Raw genomic sequence first — 16,523 nt, 5'->3', positions numbered from 1 at the left:
TGGGTCAGTTTTCGGTCAGCGGCAACACTTGAGCATTAACCAAGTATTCCTCGGTCATGCGCAGTTCAGCTCCCGTTGTTTCCGCAAAGAGCTTTTCAGCGAGGTGTTGGTCAGATTCCTCCAGGTTTGTGTAAATGGCGTCAATGAACGACTCATGCAAGTCACCGTACATGACATGCTTGTTAGCCCAGCGTTTCAGCTCACGTATGCTGATGTTGTCGTAGGCCTCGCCTTGCTCGAAAGCAGCGCGAAAACGGAATGCAAACTCGACCATAAGATCAATTACCTCCGGACCACACACATCAGATTCCATGGCCTCTTCGCCATGTTGCTTAACCACATACCGCGTTAGTGCCGCTACCTCTTTCTCAGGTGCCATGAAGACAACCTTGAGGCCAGTTAAGCGGGAACGAACGGCGGAGTTTTGAGTGTTCACACCAGCGAATCGGCCATCTTTCTTGGCCTTACCACCAGTGTTGTCCGTAGCAAAAATGCGGAAGGACGGATGACGCATGATCGACATAGAGCCTGCCAAGTTGCGCAGTTCTCGTGGATCAGTTTCGGGGTCAATCCCGTGGTGTTTCAGAGTGATCACCTTGTCCCCTTGGAGGATGTCGTTGATCGCAACTAGAACGCCAGGGCGAAGCGTGCAGAGCTCATCAATCAGGATCGGAATACCCTTGCGCACTGCGTAGCTGAGCAGGCCATCAAAAGATTTAACATCGCCGCCTTGGATAGTTTTCGTCCCAAGCAGGTCAGTTTCGTCTACACCTGGACCAGCATTGATTGCCAGCAACGGACGGTTCAATCGAGCCATCAATTGCTGAACGAAACTGGACTTACCAGTTCCTTTATCACCAGTCAGCATTATCGACTCACCAGCGGCCATGCTGAGCATGGCGCGCCGAACAAGCGATGGGGTGAATTCATAATCAGGATCGAGCTCTGGAGTAAGTGGATGCGGATTGGCCGCAATTTTAACTTGCTCTTCAAACCCCTTGAGGGGTTTGTCAAAGCCGAATAGATCGTGCACATAGACCAATTTGGTTTCAATGCTTTCCAGTTCGGCTTTGATTGCTTCGAGTTGTTTGTTGACGTTATTCATTTTGTATCCTCGCATCTGCCGCGCGCAGAGCTATACAGAGATTTAAACCTAGTCGCGGAGCTAGGTTTCAAGTGAGTCCCGATGAACTCGAACTAAAAACCTAGCGTGAGCTGGGTTTTTAGTTCCAACTCACAGAGCAAGGATGCCCTCATTCGAGGGCATGGATTTATGCAGTTGCTACTTCATAAAGCGAGATGCCGTCTTCGTCATAAAACTCGTAAAACGACATTTTCTCTTCTAGAAGGGAAACACTAATTCCTAGTCTTTGGGCAGTTTCCTGCCGAGACCAGCAATTATGTATTTCCATGTTGTTAACCGTTGCCCAGAACGAACGCTCTGGCAGCGTCTCAACATGCATTGCTGCGGATTGCTGTTCCGAAACACCGTGGTCAAAGCCCTTCTCCCACTCCATGAATGGGACAGTTTCTTTGTCAAACGGATTATCGGTGCGCTCGCTGAGATCGCGGGCCGCTTGGCGACCGCTTTCCCACGGAGACGTTTCAAGCATCGCTGGGGTGAACCCGAACATGCTTGGAATTGAACGCACTACCCTTACATCAAACATAAAACCTCCTGCCCTCTATAGGGCGTGATTTAACGAACATTCACGCCCAACCGGACATGAATGTCCGGCCGGTGGCTGGGGTGCTCTTACGAGCGTTGGTGCTTCTGCTCACTGAAATGGCAATACAGCCATACAATAAGCGCTATCACAAGAATGGCCATTGTTGTGGCGAATCCCATGGCTAAAGCTCCGCTTGGTTAAGGGAAGGGTTAATTTAGGCATTACCTCTTTCTTCTTCGGCCTCTACGAGACCTTGGTTTGGAAGTGCTGCCCTTTTTGCCTTTCGGCTTGCCTTTGTCCTTGTCTTTACCGGCTTTGCTGTTTTCCAACCACAGCATTGTTACGATAAATGCAAAGGACGTTACAGCAGCGACTTGCTGCTGCTTTTGGCTCATTGGGACTAACGAAGTCCAAGTTGAACCAAATATGGCTAATGTTGTTGCTAAGGCTAAAGCCTGTATAAATCTCTTCATGATGTATTACCTCGTTGATATTGGTTATTTATTGCAGTGTTGCATCCATAAACCCAATACCAACGACGCGGGCGTCATATCGGTATTGGTTTCTTTGATACCGGCATGACTGCCACTCCATCCTGATGTGCACTTATTATCCCTGCGGATAAATGTGCGATACCGTCTGCTCAGTTGCCTTCGAACCGAAGTCCAAAACACTTTGCAAACGAGTTACTTCGCGACGCCGAACGCGACCTTCCAAACGATTACGAAGAATCGCTCTTAGTCGCTCCCGATTCTTGGGATGAGTGTGATCCACCCAGTGCCCCAAGTAATGCCGTTCCCACTTTGCAGTTTCCTGCTCCGCTTCGAGGCCCGTTGCCTTGAACTCCCTCCGCATTTCCGGGGAAGTTAGCCGATGAACGCATACCTGACGGTTACTCATCCATACGACCTGAATAGCCTCTTCGCCATCAGTGGCGTAAATGTATTCAGAGTTATCCTCCACATAGCGCATGCGCTCGTAGAAGTTGAGTTTCAAATGCTTGAGGGCATCTTCAACAAATTTAGCTTCCGCCAACATCGCAGAAACCAGCACAGCGCCAACCTTACGTTGAACACCATCTGTTTCTTCAAGCTTTCGGCGACGATCAACCGCGCGTTGAGCCTGGAATTCACAATAGCGAGCTTCACTCATCATTATGCTTCTCCTGGGCGCACACTTCCCCCGCAGGGGCATGTTGAGCCCCTGTATGGGTTGGGTTTGGTTAGATCAAATCGATTAGGGTTAAGCCCGCAGCTTTTCCCGAGAGTTGAAGTCCTTCGAGGCTGCCCATAAGGCAAGGCCCCACAAAATCACATCGGCCGTTGTTGCTTTCGCATGGGCTGTCGTAAGCCATATGCGGGGCGCGAAAAAACTCACCAATCCGCAAACGATTTGCTACTACCTTGGCGAACTCAACTGCTTCTTCGATATCGCTCTGCTCGCGGTTGGTCCAGTGAACTGGAAGCCATACTGCGCGCTTGAGTGATTCCGAATCTTCCTTTGTGATGTTGGGTTTCAGACCCGCCGCGTATCCACACAGCCTTGGTGGCTTGATCCCCAGCTTTCCACAAGCAAGCGTCACCGCCAGCCAGTAGTAAGTCAGTTGATAGCCGGTCCGTGCGAACAGGGCTCCCTCGGGCGTAGAGGCCGTTTTCCAATCGAGGATTACGGTATCTCCAACGTCCGCAAGTTTGTTCCCCTGGGCATCGAAGATCGGCCTTGTGCAAATACCCACAAAGTCGATCACCAGGTTGATGATCACACCGTTCCCGATGTCGATCTTAAATGCGCCTTCGATAACCACTGGTTTCAGCCCAAAATTGGCGTAGAACGCCGGGAACTGATCACAGAGGTTCTTCCCGATTGCTTCAAATACAGCGCTGGTTTTGGTCTTGCTCATGGCCACAAGCTTTCCAAGCCGAAGCTCGTTGAACTTGCGGAGGAACTGGTCGCCCAATTCATCATCCCTGAACAAACCGCGTACATAGCCCTCGATGACCCAGTGCAGGCATACGCCGAACATAAGGTTCACAGAGGTAGCTAGAGGCTTCACACGCGCACGGTAGTACGCGAGCTTTCTCATGCAAATCTGTGCCATTGCAATTTGCGACGGCGACAGCTCGATGATGCCCGTTGTTGGAGAGAAGATTGAGGTCATTGCGTTTGCTCTCACCTAACTGGCAAACGCTACCCAAGGGCATGTTTGCCCTTGAGGGAATTTGGAGCGCTAGAAGGGGGCTTCTGGCAGTTCCGATAGTTCGTCTTCGAGTTGAATACCGAGGTAGGCAGCACGTTGACGTTTTATGTCTTCTTCGCTGAGTTCAACGAGTGGATCAGGCGAAGAAAGAAGTTGAATGTCGTCAGACATTTTGACCTCCATACCCATAGCTGCACCTATGGGTAAATTGATTACCCAGAGCAGGGGGATGGAAGCTGGACTCGTGAGTGCACGTGTCCGGGTGAAGAGTCTCCTGGCCACATCTACCAAAAGGGATGTGGGTGACTCTTCGATGCGGCGCTGATATGGAAATCTGCGCCAAGTGGTTCCAAATATGTCTGTGCTCAGATCACCAGAAGTTCTGGATCAAATAACACCCTGTAGAACACCTCTGAAATGCAGGGGCGTAACAAACAGGTATGCGTTCACAAGTGAGCGCAAATAGGACATACCATTTGTAGCGATAATGGGATTTGGCGTCAAGCGACTGGGGGGTTATTTCTGAGATGTTTTCGCATGCGAAAACCAAGGCTGGGTAATGACCACCCTCCCCCATGCAAGCATGGGGGAAGAGGTCTAGTGCTTTTACGCGGCAACGCTTAGAGCGAAGCCGTGGAACACACCACCACGAACAGCGTATTGCGTGAGCGAGTTAAACCTGTGCTTCTGAGCCAGATCAAGAATCAGCTCACCGACGATAACGTCCTCCCAGTCGCGCCCCTCGGCTTGACCTTCTGGAAGAGGTTTCTGCGGCAGCATGAACCCGACTTCAAAGCCTTCATCACGCAGACGCTGAAACAGCATGCCTGCGAAATATTGGCCGTCACCATAATCACGATTTCGGCCCGGAATTGCTGGGTCGTTATCAGACCAGATGACCACTCGATCGTACTGTTCTTTGTCCACAACAAGGCTTTTCAAAGCACCGCAAGAATACGCGGCTTTCACAGACTCACCTGTTGCCAGGTGGATAGCCCATGCCTTCTCTACTCCCTCAGTTACGTGCAGAGTCCTGCAACCTGGAACAGTAGCGACAGCAATGGACGATCCTTTGAAGCCTGGTAGTGGGGATGTGATCTTTTTGACCTCATCCACACCGCCCAGCTTGTCGCCGTTTGCCGTGATGTAAATCCTGTGGAAATTAACCACACGACCATTGACGCCACGAAACGCACTGACGATTGCTGGGTGAAAACCCTTAGACACCTTGACCTTGTTTCTGCCTTTCCCCTGCTCTTCGAAATACTCAAGGCTGGGGTGAAACTTAACATCGGCAAGGTAGGGGCCCAGTGGTATCCCGCGCTTACGGAAATACTCACGACCAGGAAGAGCTGCTACATCGGATAGAGAAATCAGACCCTTGGCTATGATCGTCAAATTCTCCTTCCTAAGAAGCATCTTTTCCCTTGTCATTGGAGCTGGGCGTCGAATTACCGGGGTGGTTTCACGACGCTTGTACTCCTGAGCATTAGCACCGGCATAAGCCTTTTTGATTTCATGCATGACGCCGACAAAAGAGCCGCCGCCAACACCGTCCATCATCAGCAGGTCAACTGGGGAAACCCCTTTGTCCTGCATGCAGCTACAAATGGCACGACCTTCAAAGCGAGAATCCTCTGAAAACCGAAAACCCAACAGTCCGCCACCATTACGATGTCGAGCTGCAAAAGGGCAATCCACGTTAGTGCCGATGCGATCGAGTGCAGAATCGAATGTGTTGGTTAAACGCGCAATGACGTTGAACCAACCACCAGCATCCTTCACCAGATCGTTTACTTCTTCGACCAGTTTCTTTTTCTTGGACATGGTTGTCTCCAGTTAACCGAAGGCAACCAAAACCCATAGGGTTTTAGAGCCCTATAGGGTGGTATGTGTTCAAGCAAGTTTTAAAAGAGCCCAGACCAAGAATTTCGAGGACTGGTATCTCTGGAACCTTTTGCAAGCAAAGTATGCGTGCGCAGGAGCCGGAAGATCACCTGCAACCTATCCGGTCCAGCCAGACCAAATCAAGGCCTGCATGTCCACAATTCCTTAGAAAGAAACCACCTTTTCCGAGGCGCAAAAAAACCCGCCTTCTGAGGGGCGGGTTCTTGTGGCCTTTGGGTACACCTATGACGCCTGGCTAGGCGTCATAGGTGTACCCAAAGACAAATGTCATGGGTACGTGCTGCGTTAGCAATCGAGGTTCGCGGCGGCAAAAGCTGCACAACGATCATCTTTTTGCTTTGTCGCGAAGGTCTGCGCATCATCAGCCAGGTAGATGTTGGCGCTGATGGAAAATTGACCCACCCTGCCGATTGAAATTTGACCCAGGGCGGATTGCTGATTTCTGCATCAGCAACTGTGGATAAGTCTATCAGCGCAGCTGCTCTTAATCCCCCCTCCGTCGATAGCCCAGTTCAGTTGTTTAAGACCTGCCACATGCAGTCATGCAGCAGGTCACCCTCTCGACATGCTCAGAACGGCTCGTCGTCCTCCGGCCGCTGGTCGCCCTTAGGTTTTCGTTCGCGTGCTTTGATCTTCGCCTGGGCCGCCAAGCTGCTGTGTTGCAAGCGGTAGGACTCGTTGCCCGTTTCGACGATGTGGCAGTGGTGGGTCAGCCGATCCAGCAGGGCTGTGGTCATCTTGGCGTCGCCGAACACACTCGACCATTCGGCGAAGCTCAGGTTGGTGGTGATCACCACGCTGGTGTGTTCGTACAGCTTGGACAGCAGGTGAAACAGCAGAGCACCACCGGCCTGGCTGAAGGGCAGATACCCTAGCTCGTCGAGGATGATCAGATCCATGCGCAGCAGTGCCTGGGCGATGCGCCCGGCCTTGCCGTCGTGCTTCTCGCGCTCCAGCAGATTGACTAGGTCAACCGTGGAGTAGAAGCGCACGCGCTTGCCGTGCAGGGTGATGCCGGACACGGCCAGCGCGGTGGCCAGGTGGGTCTTGCCGGTGCCCGGTCCGCCGATCAGCACCAGGTTCTGGGCGGTGTCGGTAAAGGCCAGGCTGGCCAGCTCTTTGATCAGGCGTGCGTCGGCGCTGGAGGAGCTGAAGTCGAAGCCGGCCAGATCGCGGTGCATCGGCAGCTTGGCCATGTTCATCTGGTGGCTCACCGAGCGCATGGCGCGATCTGTGTGCTCCTGTTGCAGCAGGTGTTCGAGCAACCATCTGGAGGACGCCGTTGCCGACTCGCCCTGGGCGATCAACTCCGCCCAGGCAGTGGCCATGCCGTGCAGGCGCAGTTCCTTGAGTTCAGCCATAAGATCACGCATGACCGATTTCCTCGGCATGGCTACGCAGGAGGTCGTAGCGCGCCGTGTTGGCGACGGGGGCTTCCTTGAGCGGCAAGTGGGTTTCGACGGTGGGCGGCGGTTCGCTCGATGTCAGCCGCGCCACGACATTGAGGATGTGTTCGGCGCTCAGGCTGCCGCTCTCAAGCACCAGCTCAACAGCCACCAGCACCGCATCGAGCCCGGCGACCGGTACGGCGGCCAGGACTTGCGCCATGATCCGGTCACCGCCGGCATGCCGCCCCAGGCCGTGCCTGAGCCGACGCAGCGGCGCTGGCAGATCGGCAAAGGGCGCGCCGTTGCGCAGCGCGCCGGGCTTGCGCTCAATCAGCGGGATGTAGTGCTGCCAGTCATAGCTGACCTGGTCGCGATCCAGTAAACGCGCATGGCTGGCAATCAACAGGTCATCGGCCACCACCTCAATCCGGGTCGGATACAGGCGGCTGCTGACCCACCGGCCGGCGCGCTCACAGGGCACCGAGTAGCGGTTGCGCCCCACGCTGACCAGGCAGGTACTGGAAACCCGCGCCGCACGCTCGACGTAACCGTCGAAGGCCGTGGGCATGGGCATCATTTCGGCCCGCTCCAACTCCAGCACCTCGGCCACACTGAGCCCGCCGTACTGCGGGTGCGCCAGCTCGCTCCAGAGTGCGCGGCAGCGCTGGCCGAGCCAGGCATTGAGTTCTTCGAAGGAGTGAAATTGGCCGTCCTGGGCGTCGAGCCAGATGCGTCGCCGGCTGTCTTGTTGCCGCTGACCGAAAACTGACCCAGTAGAGGCTGTTCTGCCGACTGAAAACTGACCCAGGTGTTCAACTGCTTCTGCTCAATTTCTGAGCAGGAGAACACAGGGTGATCAGTATGGAAATGATGGGCAAAATTCGCCGGATGTATTTTCGCGACAAGCTGTCGCTGCATGAGATAACCAAGCGCACCGGGTTGGCGCGCAACACCATTCGCAAATGGGTCAGAGCACCCGAGGCGAAGCAGCCGGCGTACCAGCGCCGGGCGGTATTCAACAAGCTCAGTGCTTTTCACGCCACGCTGGAGCAGGCGCTGAAGGCCGACTCGCTGCGTTCCAAGCAACAGCGGCGCAGTGCCAAGGCGCTGTTGGCGCAAATCAAGGCCGAGGGGTACGACGGTGGCTACAGCCAGCTCACCGCGTTTATCCGTGCCTGGCGCGGGGAGCAGGGCAAGGCGTTGCACGCCTTTGTGCCGCTGACCTTTGCGCTGGGCGAGGCGTTTCAGTTCGACTGGAGCGAAGAGGGTTTGCTGATCGGCGGCATTTACCGGCGTATGCAGGTGGCGCACCTGAAGCTCTGCGCCAGCCGTGCATTCTGGCTGGTGGCTTATCCGAGCCAAGGCCACGAGATGTTGTTCGACGCGCATACGCGCTCGTTCAGCGCCTTGGGCGGCGTGCCGCGCCGGGGTATTTACGACAACATGAAGACGGCCGTCGACAAGGTCAATAAGGGCAAAGGCCGCACGGTGAATGCGCGTTTCGCGGTGATGTGTGCGCACTACCTGTTCGACCCGGACTTCTGCAACGTCGCCTCGGGCTGGGAAAAGGGCATCGTCGAGAAGAACGTGCAAGACAGCCGGCGACGCATCTGGCTCGACGCCCAGGACGGCCAATTTCACTCCTTCGAAGAACTCAATGCCTGGCTCGGCCAGCGCTGCCGCGCACTCTGGAGCGAGCTGGCGCACCCGCAGTACGGCGGGCTCAGTGTGGCCGAGGTGCTGGAGTTGGAGCGGGCCGAAATGATGCCCATGCCCACGGCCTTCGACGGTTACGTCGAGCGTGCGGCGCGGGTTTCCAGTACCTGCCTGGTCAGCGTGGGGCGCAACCGCTACTCGGTGCCCTGTGAGCGCGCCGGCCGGTGGGTCAGCAGCCGCCTGTATCCGACCCGGATTGAGGTGGTGGCCGATGACCTGTTGATTGCCAGCCATGCGCGTTTACTGGATCGCGACCAGGTCAGCTATGACTGGCAGCACTACATCCCGCTGATTGAGCGCAAGCCCGGCGCGCTGCGCAACGGCGCGCCCTTTGCCGATCTGCCAGCGCCGCTGCGTCGGCTCAGGCACGGCCTGGGCGGCATGCCGGCGGTGACCGGATCATGGCGCAAGTCCTGGCCGCCGTACCGGTCGCCGGGCTCGATGCGGTGCTGGTGGCTGTTGAGCTGGTGCTTGAGAGCGGCAGCCTGAGCGCCGAACACATCCTCAATGTCGTGGCGCGGCTGACATCGAGCGAACCGCCGCCCACCGTCGAAACCCACTTGCCGCTCAAGGAAGCCCCCGTCGCCAACACGGCGCGCTACGACCTCCTGCGTAGCCATGCCGAGGAAATCGGTCATGCGTGATCTTATGGCTGAACTCAAGGAACTGCGCCTGCACGGCATGGCCACTGCCTGGGCGGAGTTGATCGCCCAGGGCGAGTCGGCAACGGCGTCCTCCAGATGGTTGCTCGAACACCTGCTGCAACAGGAGCACACAGATCGCGCCATGCGCTCGGTGAGCCACCAGATGAACATGGCCAAGCTGCCGATGCACCGCGATCTGGCCGGCTTCGACTTCAGCTCCTCCAGCGCCGACGCACGCCTGATCAAAGAGCTGGCCAGCCTGGCCTTTACCGACACCGCCCAGAACCTGGTGCTGATCGGCGGACCGGGCACCGGCAAGACCCACCTGGCCACCGCGCTGGCCGTGTCCGGCATCACCCTGCACGGCAAGCGCGTGCGCTTCTACTCCACGGTTGACCTAGTCAATCTGCTGGAGCGCGAGAAGCACGACGGCAAGGCCGGGCGCATCGCCCAGGCACTGCTGCGCATGGATCTGATCATCCTCGACGAGCTAGGGTATCTGCCCTTCAGCCAGGCCGGTGGTGCTCTGCTGTTTCACCTGCTGTCCAAGCTGTACGAACACACCAGCGTGGTGATCACCACCAACCTGAGCTTCGCCGAATGGTCGAGTGTGTTCGGCGACGCCAAGATGACCACAGCCCTGCTGGATCGGCTGACCCACCACTGCCACATCGTCGAAACGGGCAACGAGTCCTACCGCTTGCAACACAGCAGCTTGGCGGCCCAGGCGAAGATCAAAGCACGCGAACGAAAACCTAAGGGCGACCAGCGGCCGGAGGACGACGAGCCGTTCTGAGCATGTCGAGAGGGTGACCTGCTGCATGACTGCATGTGGCAGGTCTTAAACAACTGAACTGGGCTATCGACGGAGGGGGGATTAAGAGCAGCTGCGCTGATAGACTTATCCACAGTTGCTGATGCAGAAATCAGCAATCCGCCCTGGGTCAAATTTCAATCGGCAGGGTGGGTCAATTTTCCATCAGCGCCAACACTGTCTTGCACGTTCTTCTCGACGATGCCCTTTTCCCAGCCCGAGGCGACGTTGCAGAAGTCCGGGTCGAACAGGTAGTGCGCACACATCACCGCGAAACGCGCATTCACCGTGCGGCCTTTGCCCTTATTGACCTTGTCGACGGCCGTCTTCATGTTGTCGTAAATACCCCGGCGCGGCACGCCGCCCAAGGCGCTGAACGAGCGCGTATGCGCGTCGAACAACATCTCGTGGCCTTGGCTCGGATAAGCCACCAGCCAGAATGCACGGCTGGCGCAGAGCTTCAGGTGCGCCACCTGCATACGCCGGTAAATGCCGCCGATCAGCAAACCCTCTTCGCTCCAGTCGAACTGAAACGCCTCGCCCAGCGCAAAGGTCAGCGGCACAAAGGCGTGCAACGCCTTGCCCTGCTCCCCGCGCCAGGCACGGATAAACGCGGTGAGCTGGCTGTAGCCACCGTCGTACCCCTCGGCCTTGATTTGCGCCAACAGCGCCTTGGCACTGCGCCGCTGTTGCTTGGAACGCAGCGAGTCGGCCTTCAGCGCCTGCTCCAGCGTGGCGTGAAAAGCACTGAGCTTGTTGAATACCGCCCGGCGCTGGTACGCCGGCTGCTTCGCCTCGGGTGCTCTGACCCATTTGCGAATGGTGTTGCGCGCCAACCCGGTGCGCTTGGTTATCTCATGCAGCGACAGCTTGTCGCGAAAATACATCCGGCGAATTTTGCCCATCATTTCCATACTGATCACCCTGTGTTCTCCTGCTCAGAAATTGAGCAGAAGCAGTTGAACACCTGGGTCAGTTTTCAGTCGGCAGAACAGCCTCTACTGGGTCAGTTTTCGGTCAGCGGCAACAAGGTAGAGGCCAAGAGCTGCAAAAAACACAACGAGAACAAGGTAATTACGCATTTAAGTCACTCCAGACATGAGAATGAAGCGACACATTACCCATCCCAGCGGGCGGCAATAAATGTCGCCCAGAAGGGTCAGGAAACGCTTTGAACAGCAATCCACAAGACAACAACGACATAGCCGAGGGGCAGCACACATTTAACAAGCAAATCACCGAAGTGAATTACAGGCAAAACGCGAAGGGTCGCGGTCGTCAAGAAAGACGGCAGAGCAAAGAGTCCCAGGTTGTAAAAGAGCTGCATTGCAATAAAGCTTTTCGTCAAAAATGCGGTGGCATTCAGGACGGGGTATTGCGGTCAATCGAAAGCGGTCAGTCAAAGAGCAAGGCTCAGAAGCATCGGCAGTCGAAAGACGAAAAAACGTCAGACGAAAGCAATAGAGCAAGCAATCGCAGGACGGTAAAACAATCGCTGGATCGGAAATGAGGCAAGCCGGCAAGTCCAAAACAACGAATGTTGAGTTGGAAATGGCGAAGTACGTCATTCCAAAACAACGGTAAAACGAAGCTGAAAGAGAAGTTGAAGTTCAACAGCTCTAACAACACCCAAAACAAACTGCAAATTAGCAATCTGGAAAGGGGCGTGATCAGTCAGGGAAAAGATATCCAGGACAGGCGATCACATTGAAACGCCCCCAAATTGCCCTTTCCTCTCCCCAAAAACAAGACCACGATGTCCCCAAAACAATAAAAAAAGGGGAGCTTTTTAGGGCTCCCCTTTTGCAACCAAAATGCATTTAAGATCGTTTGCTGATCGACACAATTTGAACCTGGTCAGCCTGTACCAGTTTCGGGCTCTGGTTACCATTCCCGTCAACTAGGTTTACCCACAGTTTGCTGGCATCTGGGCAAACCCGATCGATCATCAAAAGCCCGCTTCGAACGTCTTGATCGAATGCCACTTCAACAAAGATCATCAAGTCAGCTGGAGAAACCAGTGTTGTCTTTTTCTGAGCGCCCTTATCAAGAAGGTCACTGGCTGGAGCCGCGCCTTCATTTGAAGGTGGTTGAGCGTCATTGCCTGGCTTCTGAGTTGAGGTTTCAGCATGCGAAAACTCTGCGCCCCCTTTTTCAAGTTGGCTTTCTTCGCTGCCTGCCCCAGTGCTGTTTCCTGCCACAGCTGTCTGGCTTACTGCGACTGGCTGGGCCTGGGCTGATGAACTCTCAGGCGCCCCTGAGCTAGCCCCGGCTTGTTGCCCCGCCGCACCGGATGCCTGTTGGTTCTTAGACGGATCGCCCGGTGCATCCTGGTCGTTCCGGTTCTTTGTGGCCCGTACTGCTTCACGAACAGCCTTACGATCCAGTGAGCCAGCCTCTTTAGCTTCGGCCACCAAGATGTCGTAAAGCTGAATATTAGTGCTGTGCAAGATGCGCATTGAGTTCAGCAGGTCAGCATCGCGCGTAATATCGGTTTCGATGAGCTCTACAAGCGAATCAGGAATTGCCGCAATAGCAATGTGCATCGAAATGAAGGCGTCAGACTTACCCGTATATTGGGCAATCTCTCGATTCGTTAGAGTCTTGCCCTCTGCCTTTGCTGCCTCCTTTGCATCCAGATAAGCCCGACCCTTCTCGTGCGGTAGAAGATCATCATGCTGCTCATTCTCGATTACCTGGGAGAGAATGGCTTTGTCTGCCGGCTTCGCGTCTGGATCGATCAGCGCTTTCAGCAAAATTTTAGGCTCAAGCGACGCCGCCTTGTGCCGGCGCCCCCCCTTGTAAAGAGGGTATTTGCCGCGCGAGTTTTTGGGGCCAACTGTTACTGGCGAATCCTGGCCATCAGAATCAATGGTTGCGCGAAGGGCCTCGATGTTACGGAAGACAGTTCGAACCTGTTTAGGGGTTTCGATTTCATCAGGGTGAAGCAGCAGCACCTGCCCTTCTAAGGCTTTTGCTTCCATTCCGGTCAATGTTCTGTTTGCCAGCTGCGACAGGTCCAGCGGTGGGCGTTTCTTAACTGCCATGACGTGTCCCCTTTTTTGCCTCAAATGATTTGATGGCTGTCTTAGGCACGCCGATCCGCAGAGAAAGCTCGGTCATCAGCTCCAGCATCATCTTGGCGGATTCACGTTGGTGCCCAGTCTTCTTTCGGCGCCAGGCTGGCGTCCGGTTGAGGATGGCTGCGTCAATCGGGGCGGCGTCCCGCAGCACAGTCTTGAGCACAATCTTTCCTGCCTGGCTGCGAATGATTTCCAGAGCATTGACGTGTTCAGAGTTGCGCATGTCGAACTTGTTGCAGATCAAGCCATCAAGGGTGATATCTGTCCCTACCACCTTGCTGATCGTCTGCAAGCAACGATCGAGCGCTTTTACGCCGTCAACAGCAAAGCCGGCCAGTTCCACAGGTGCAAAAATGCAGTTTGCCGAAATACATGCAGCCATCATCTTCACGCCATACGTTGGCGGCGTGTCACAGATGATGAAGTCGTATTCCTCACTCAAGGCACTGATGTGTTGGTAGAACGGCTGAACCTGATTGATACCCTCTGGCTTCATTTCGATTTCATAGACAGCCATGTCCCCGCCTTCATCGCAATAAGCGAGATCAACCCCGAACTCAGAGGAAAGTGGTTTGGGAAGGGTGGCCATATGTTCGAAAAGCATTGGTGTGTGCAGGCCTTCACCGCGATCAGGACACAGCAGGCCTGAAATATTTCCCTGGCCGTCAAGATCAATGACCAAGGTTTTGTAGCCCAGCTCAGCAAGGAAAACGCTGAGGTGGAAGGTGATAGTGGTTTTACCGACGCCCCCCTTCTGGTTGGTGATGGTTACCACGGTGCAGTCACGTTTCTTTTTGCTTGGTGCGGAAATGGTCATGGGCAAGCTCCTTTGAAGACCTACCCCACTTTAACCGCATTGCGGGGCATTTCAAGAAACTTTACCCGCAATGCGGAAATAAGATCACCTAGTGGAGCCACATGTACGTTTTAAGCATCAAAAAAAAGCGCCCCCAAAGGCGCCAAGTTGTGTCGAGCCGTTTTGCATACGCCGCCAAATGTTTTCGCATGCGAAAAGATTCCAGGCCAGGCTGTACTACAGACGAACCTCCTGCGGAATTACCTTAGCGTGGGTTGTACGGGTTGTTTTGTTCAGATAAGAGACGCGAGTAGCTGCTTTCGCCTTGTCGTAATACTTGCCTGCATAAATGTGGTATTCGCCATTCTTTTCGACGTGAATTGCAGAAAAGTCGTTGATGCCATAGGCCTTGAGGTAGTTCTGGAATTGGTCGAAGCTTGCCTTGTCCTTGTAGACATAAACGACGTTGAAGACAGTGCGGGTTTGCGGGGCTACCACAATTGGCTGTAACCCACCGGCTGATTGCGCCGAGGTCGATATGACAACGCTGCCAATTTCGCCTGGGGAACCGGAATTGGGAGCTGGCAACTTCGGCTTAAAGGTCGAAACTATCTGGAGTGGTGCGGCGACACCTTCGCTTTGAACCTTGGGATCAACTGCCTTGACCCTCTGCTCTGGCTTCGCTGCAACCAGCACCTGGGGCTTATCAGTAGGCCGCACCTGTTTTGCATATGGCGTTGGGTTCTTTCCAAAGGTGCCTGCGTAGACTTCCCTGCCAGTCACGACTGGGCCGACCACCGCAGCTTTTGTTATCTCTGCTTTGGCGGATACTTCTGCTAAATCGGTTCTCGCCTTCGCAACGATGTGCGTCTTTTGTGCATCGAGTTCGGCCTTAATGCTCGCCTGATCCCTGTTTTTCGAAATTTCTGTTGCGGCTGCAAGCTTCGGGTCTATTACTGGTGAGTGGCTAGCTATTGCTGCTTGCTCTAAAGCCCCAAGTTGGGTTCTGGCGGATGATCGAATTGCGGCAAGCTCCGTTGCAAGCTGGCTCTTGATGCCCGCAATCTGTTGTTCCTTGCGAACAGCTACATTGGCGCGAGAAATTGTGAGTTGGGATTCCTGCTGAGCAATGAATTGCAGTGCATCTGAGGAAGGTCCGGAATGCTGAACGGATAGCACGGGCGTCAATGAGGTTGACTTTAGCTTTTGGGTTACATCTGCAAGGCGAATGGCGTTCGCATTGAGCTGTTCAAGTTTAGCTAGCTGCGGGGCGAGAAGCGCTTCTCGCTCGATTGATGCAGTTGTAGCTTTAGCCTGAAACACCATGATCTGACGATTAAGTTCAGAAATCTGTTGCTGCCTCGCTTCAATCTCGCCATCGAAAGCCGCGAGTATCGTGCCTGTTTCCGCTCTAAACGACTCTATTTTGGATTGTTGCTCGGCAATGTCATCAGCGTTTCTGCGCTCGGCATCAGCGCTTGCCAACGCAACCGTCATGCGCTGCTCATCCAGTATGCGGGACTCTTCTGAGCGGACACGTGACGCCTCAGTAGCTTGAAATTCCTGACTGAGGGCGTCTGAGGACTTTTTTGCAGCAATAGCCTGCTGAGCACTACTTTCAACCTGGCCGAGTTCGATTGCGGCCGCACCATTTACATCTGCAATTCTCAGTGCTGCTTTAGCTTCTGCCTCAGCTATTCGGCGGTCCTGTTCGTTTTCAATCTCAACGGCACGTTTAACCCGCTCCCGCTCCGCTTCCGCAGCTGCACGATCTTGTGCACTTTTGGCTTCGGCCTCCTGTTTGATGTAGGCCTGCTCAGCCAAAGACAATCTGTCCGCAGCCTTCCTTTCTGCTTGCAGCAAGGCCATGTCCCGTTGATTCTCAATCAATGACCTTCTGGCTTCTGCCTGGGCAGCTTCCTCTGCGACGCGGGCCTGGGAGGCCAAGGTTGCGGCTTGAAACGCTTCAATTCGGCCAGCCTCGTCACCCGATTGCCCCCCGATACCCTGTTCGTGAGCATTGGCTGATAGTGAGGCTTCTAGCGCCCGGCGTTGTTCTTCCAGGTCCTGAACGCGTTCCTCGAACTCGTTCAGCTGCCGTTTGTAAATGATTTGAGATTCTGAGTAACGCTGTGAACCCAGTGAATCGAGCATACGATCATCGTATTGGCTCTGGCTGGGCAGCAGCGGTACATCTGGTGTGGATGACGCACACCCGGAAAGCGCTATCGCGATTGCCAGCAAGCTAGGGATAAATGGGTTACGCATACGAAGTATTCCAGTGGTGCCCAAGGCCGATTCTCAAGG

At 54.9% G+C, this 16,523-nt stretch carries 13 protein-coding genes and 3 pseudogenes; 3 read left to right on the top strand and 13 right to left on the bottom strand.

The features are described 5' to 3' along the window. Positions 1 to 4: 4 nt before the first annotated feature. The 9 genes and pseudogenes from AC0T4W_RS00165 to AC0T4W_RS00125 all read right to left on the bottom strand — a co-directional run. The gene (locus AC0T4W_RS00165; protein WP_476314471.1) at positions 5 to 1,105 is read right to left on the bottom strand and encodes an AAA family ATPase; all 1,101 of its coding nucleotides are present in this window, start codon (positions 1,103 to 1,105) and stop codon (positions 5 to 7) included. 166 nt (positions 1,106 to 1,271) lie between these two features. Further along, positions 1,272 to 1,670, bottom strand: coding sequence for a hypothetical protein (locus tag AC0T4W_RS00160; RefSeq protein ID WP_476314468.1), 399 nt, complete (start codon positions 1,668 to 1,670; stop codon positions 1,272 to 1,274). A 221-nt stretch (positions 1,671 to 1,891) separates the two neighbouring features. Further along, complete coding sequence (locus AC0T4W_RS00155) at positions 1,892 to 2,143, bottom strand: hypothetical protein (RefSeq protein ID WP_476314465.1); 252 nt, start codon at positions 2,141 to 2,143, stop codon at positions 1,892 to 1,894. Positions 2,144 to 2,279: 136 nt separating this feature from the next. Then, complete coding sequence (locus AC0T4W_RS00150; protein WP_476314462.1) at positions 2,280 to 2,822, bottom strand: hypothetical protein; 543 nt, start codon at positions 2,820 to 2,822, stop codon at positions 2,280 to 2,282. 70 nt (positions 2,823 to 2,892) lie between these two features. Beyond that, on the bottom strand, positions 2,893 to 3,828 hold the full coding sequence (locus AC0T4W_RS00145; protein ID WP_476314459.1) for a PD-(D/E)XK nuclease family protein: 936 nt from the start codon (positions 3,826 to 3,828) through the stop codon (positions 2,893 to 2,895). Between the two features lie 69 nt (positions 3,829 to 3,897). Continuing rightward, complete coding sequence (locus tag AC0T4W_RS00140) at positions 3,898 to 4,038, bottom strand: hypothetical protein (protein WP_476314456.1); 141 nt, start codon at positions 4,036 to 4,038, stop codon at positions 3,898 to 3,900. A gap of 435 nt (positions 4,039 to 4,473) precedes the next feature. Beyond that, on the bottom strand, positions 4,474 to 5,694 hold the full coding sequence (locus tag AC0T4W_RS00135; protein ID WP_476314453.1) for a DUF7146 domain-containing protein: 1,221 nt from the start codon (positions 5,692 to 5,694) through the stop codon (positions 4,474 to 4,476). Positions 5,695 to 6,344: 650 nt separating this feature from the next. After that, entirely contained in the window at positions 6,345 to 7,148 is an 804-nt protein-coding gene (istB, locus tag AC0T4W_RS00130; protein WP_476314408.1) for an IS21-like element ISPst3 family helper ATPase IstB, read from the bottom strand. After that, a pseudogene (locus AC0T4W_RS00125) lies at positions 7,141 to 7,911 on the bottom strand (Mu transposase domain-containing protein); the annotation flags it as partial. The gene istB (AC0T4W_RS00130) and the pseudogene AC0T4W_RS00125, both read right to left, overlap by 8 nt. A gap of 113 nt (positions 7,912 to 8,024) precedes the next feature. On the opposite strand from AC0T4W_RS00125, the pseudogene istA (AC0T4W_RS00120) reads away from it, so the two are divergent. After that, a pseudogene (gene istA, locus AC0T4W_RS00120) lies at positions 8,025 to 9,523 on the top strand (IS21 family transposase). Continuing rightward, the gene (gene istB / locus AC0T4W_RS00115; RefSeq protein ID WP_476314408.1) at positions 9,516 to 10,319 is read left to right on the top strand and encodes an IS21-like element ISPst3 family helper ATPase IstB; all 804 of its coding nucleotides are present in this window, start codon (positions 9,516 to 9,518) and stop codon (positions 10,317 to 10,319) included. The pseudogene istA (AC0T4W_RS00120) and the gene istB (AC0T4W_RS00115) overlap by 8 nt, the downstream one beginning before the upstream one ends. 194 nt (positions 10,320 to 10,513) lie before the next feature. On the opposite strand, the pseudogene istA (AC0T4W_RS00110) reads toward istB (AC0T4W_RS00115), so the two are convergent. Beyond that, positions 10,514 to 11,251 (bottom strand): annotated as a pseudogene (gene istA, locus AC0T4W_RS00110) (IS21 family transposase); the annotation flags it as partial. 257 nt (positions 11,252 to 11,508) lie between these two features. Between istA (AC0T4W_RS00110) and AC0T4W_RS00105 the strand changes: the two are divergent. Continuing rightward, positions 11,509 to 11,847: a hypothetical protein gene (locus AC0T4W_RS00105; protein ID WP_476314450.1), complete on the top strand. Its 339-nt coding sequence runs from the start codon at positions 11,509 to 11,511 to the stop codon at positions 11,845 to 11,847. A 310-nt stretch (positions 11,848 to 12,157) separates the two neighbouring features. Here AC0T4W_RS00105 and AC0T4W_RS00100 read toward each other — a convergent pair whose 3' ends face one another. From AC0T4W_RS00100 to AC0T4W_RS00090, 3 genes are all read right to left on the bottom strand, one after another. Further along, positions 12,158 to 13,384 carry a ParB/RepB/Spo0J family partition protein gene (locus tag AC0T4W_RS00100; protein WP_476314447.1) on the bottom strand — a complete coding sequence of 409 codons (1,227 nt, stop codon included), beginning with the start codon at positions 13,382 to 13,384 and terminating at the stop codon, positions 12,158 to 12,160. Beyond that, positions 13,374 to 14,237: a ParA family protein gene (locus AC0T4W_RS00095; protein WP_476314444.1), complete on the bottom strand. Its 864-nt coding sequence runs from the start codon at positions 14,235 to 14,237 to the stop codon at positions 13,374 to 13,376. The genes AC0T4W_RS00100 and AC0T4W_RS00095 overlap by 11 nt, the downstream gene beginning before the upstream one ends. Positions 14,238 to 14,453: 216 nt before the next feature. Next, positions 14,454 to 16,484 (bottom strand): coiled-coil domain-containing protein, encoded by a 2,031-nt coding sequence (locus tag AC0T4W_RS00090; RefSeq protein ID WP_476314442.1) that lies wholly within the window; start codon positions 16,482 to 16,484, stop codon positions 14,454 to 14,456. Positions 16,485 to 16,523: the final 39 nt, after the last annotated feature.

This window comes from Pseudomonas sp. C7.1 (assembly GCF_056312395.1).
This window is presented reverse-complemented; position numbering and strand designations above follow the sequence as displayed.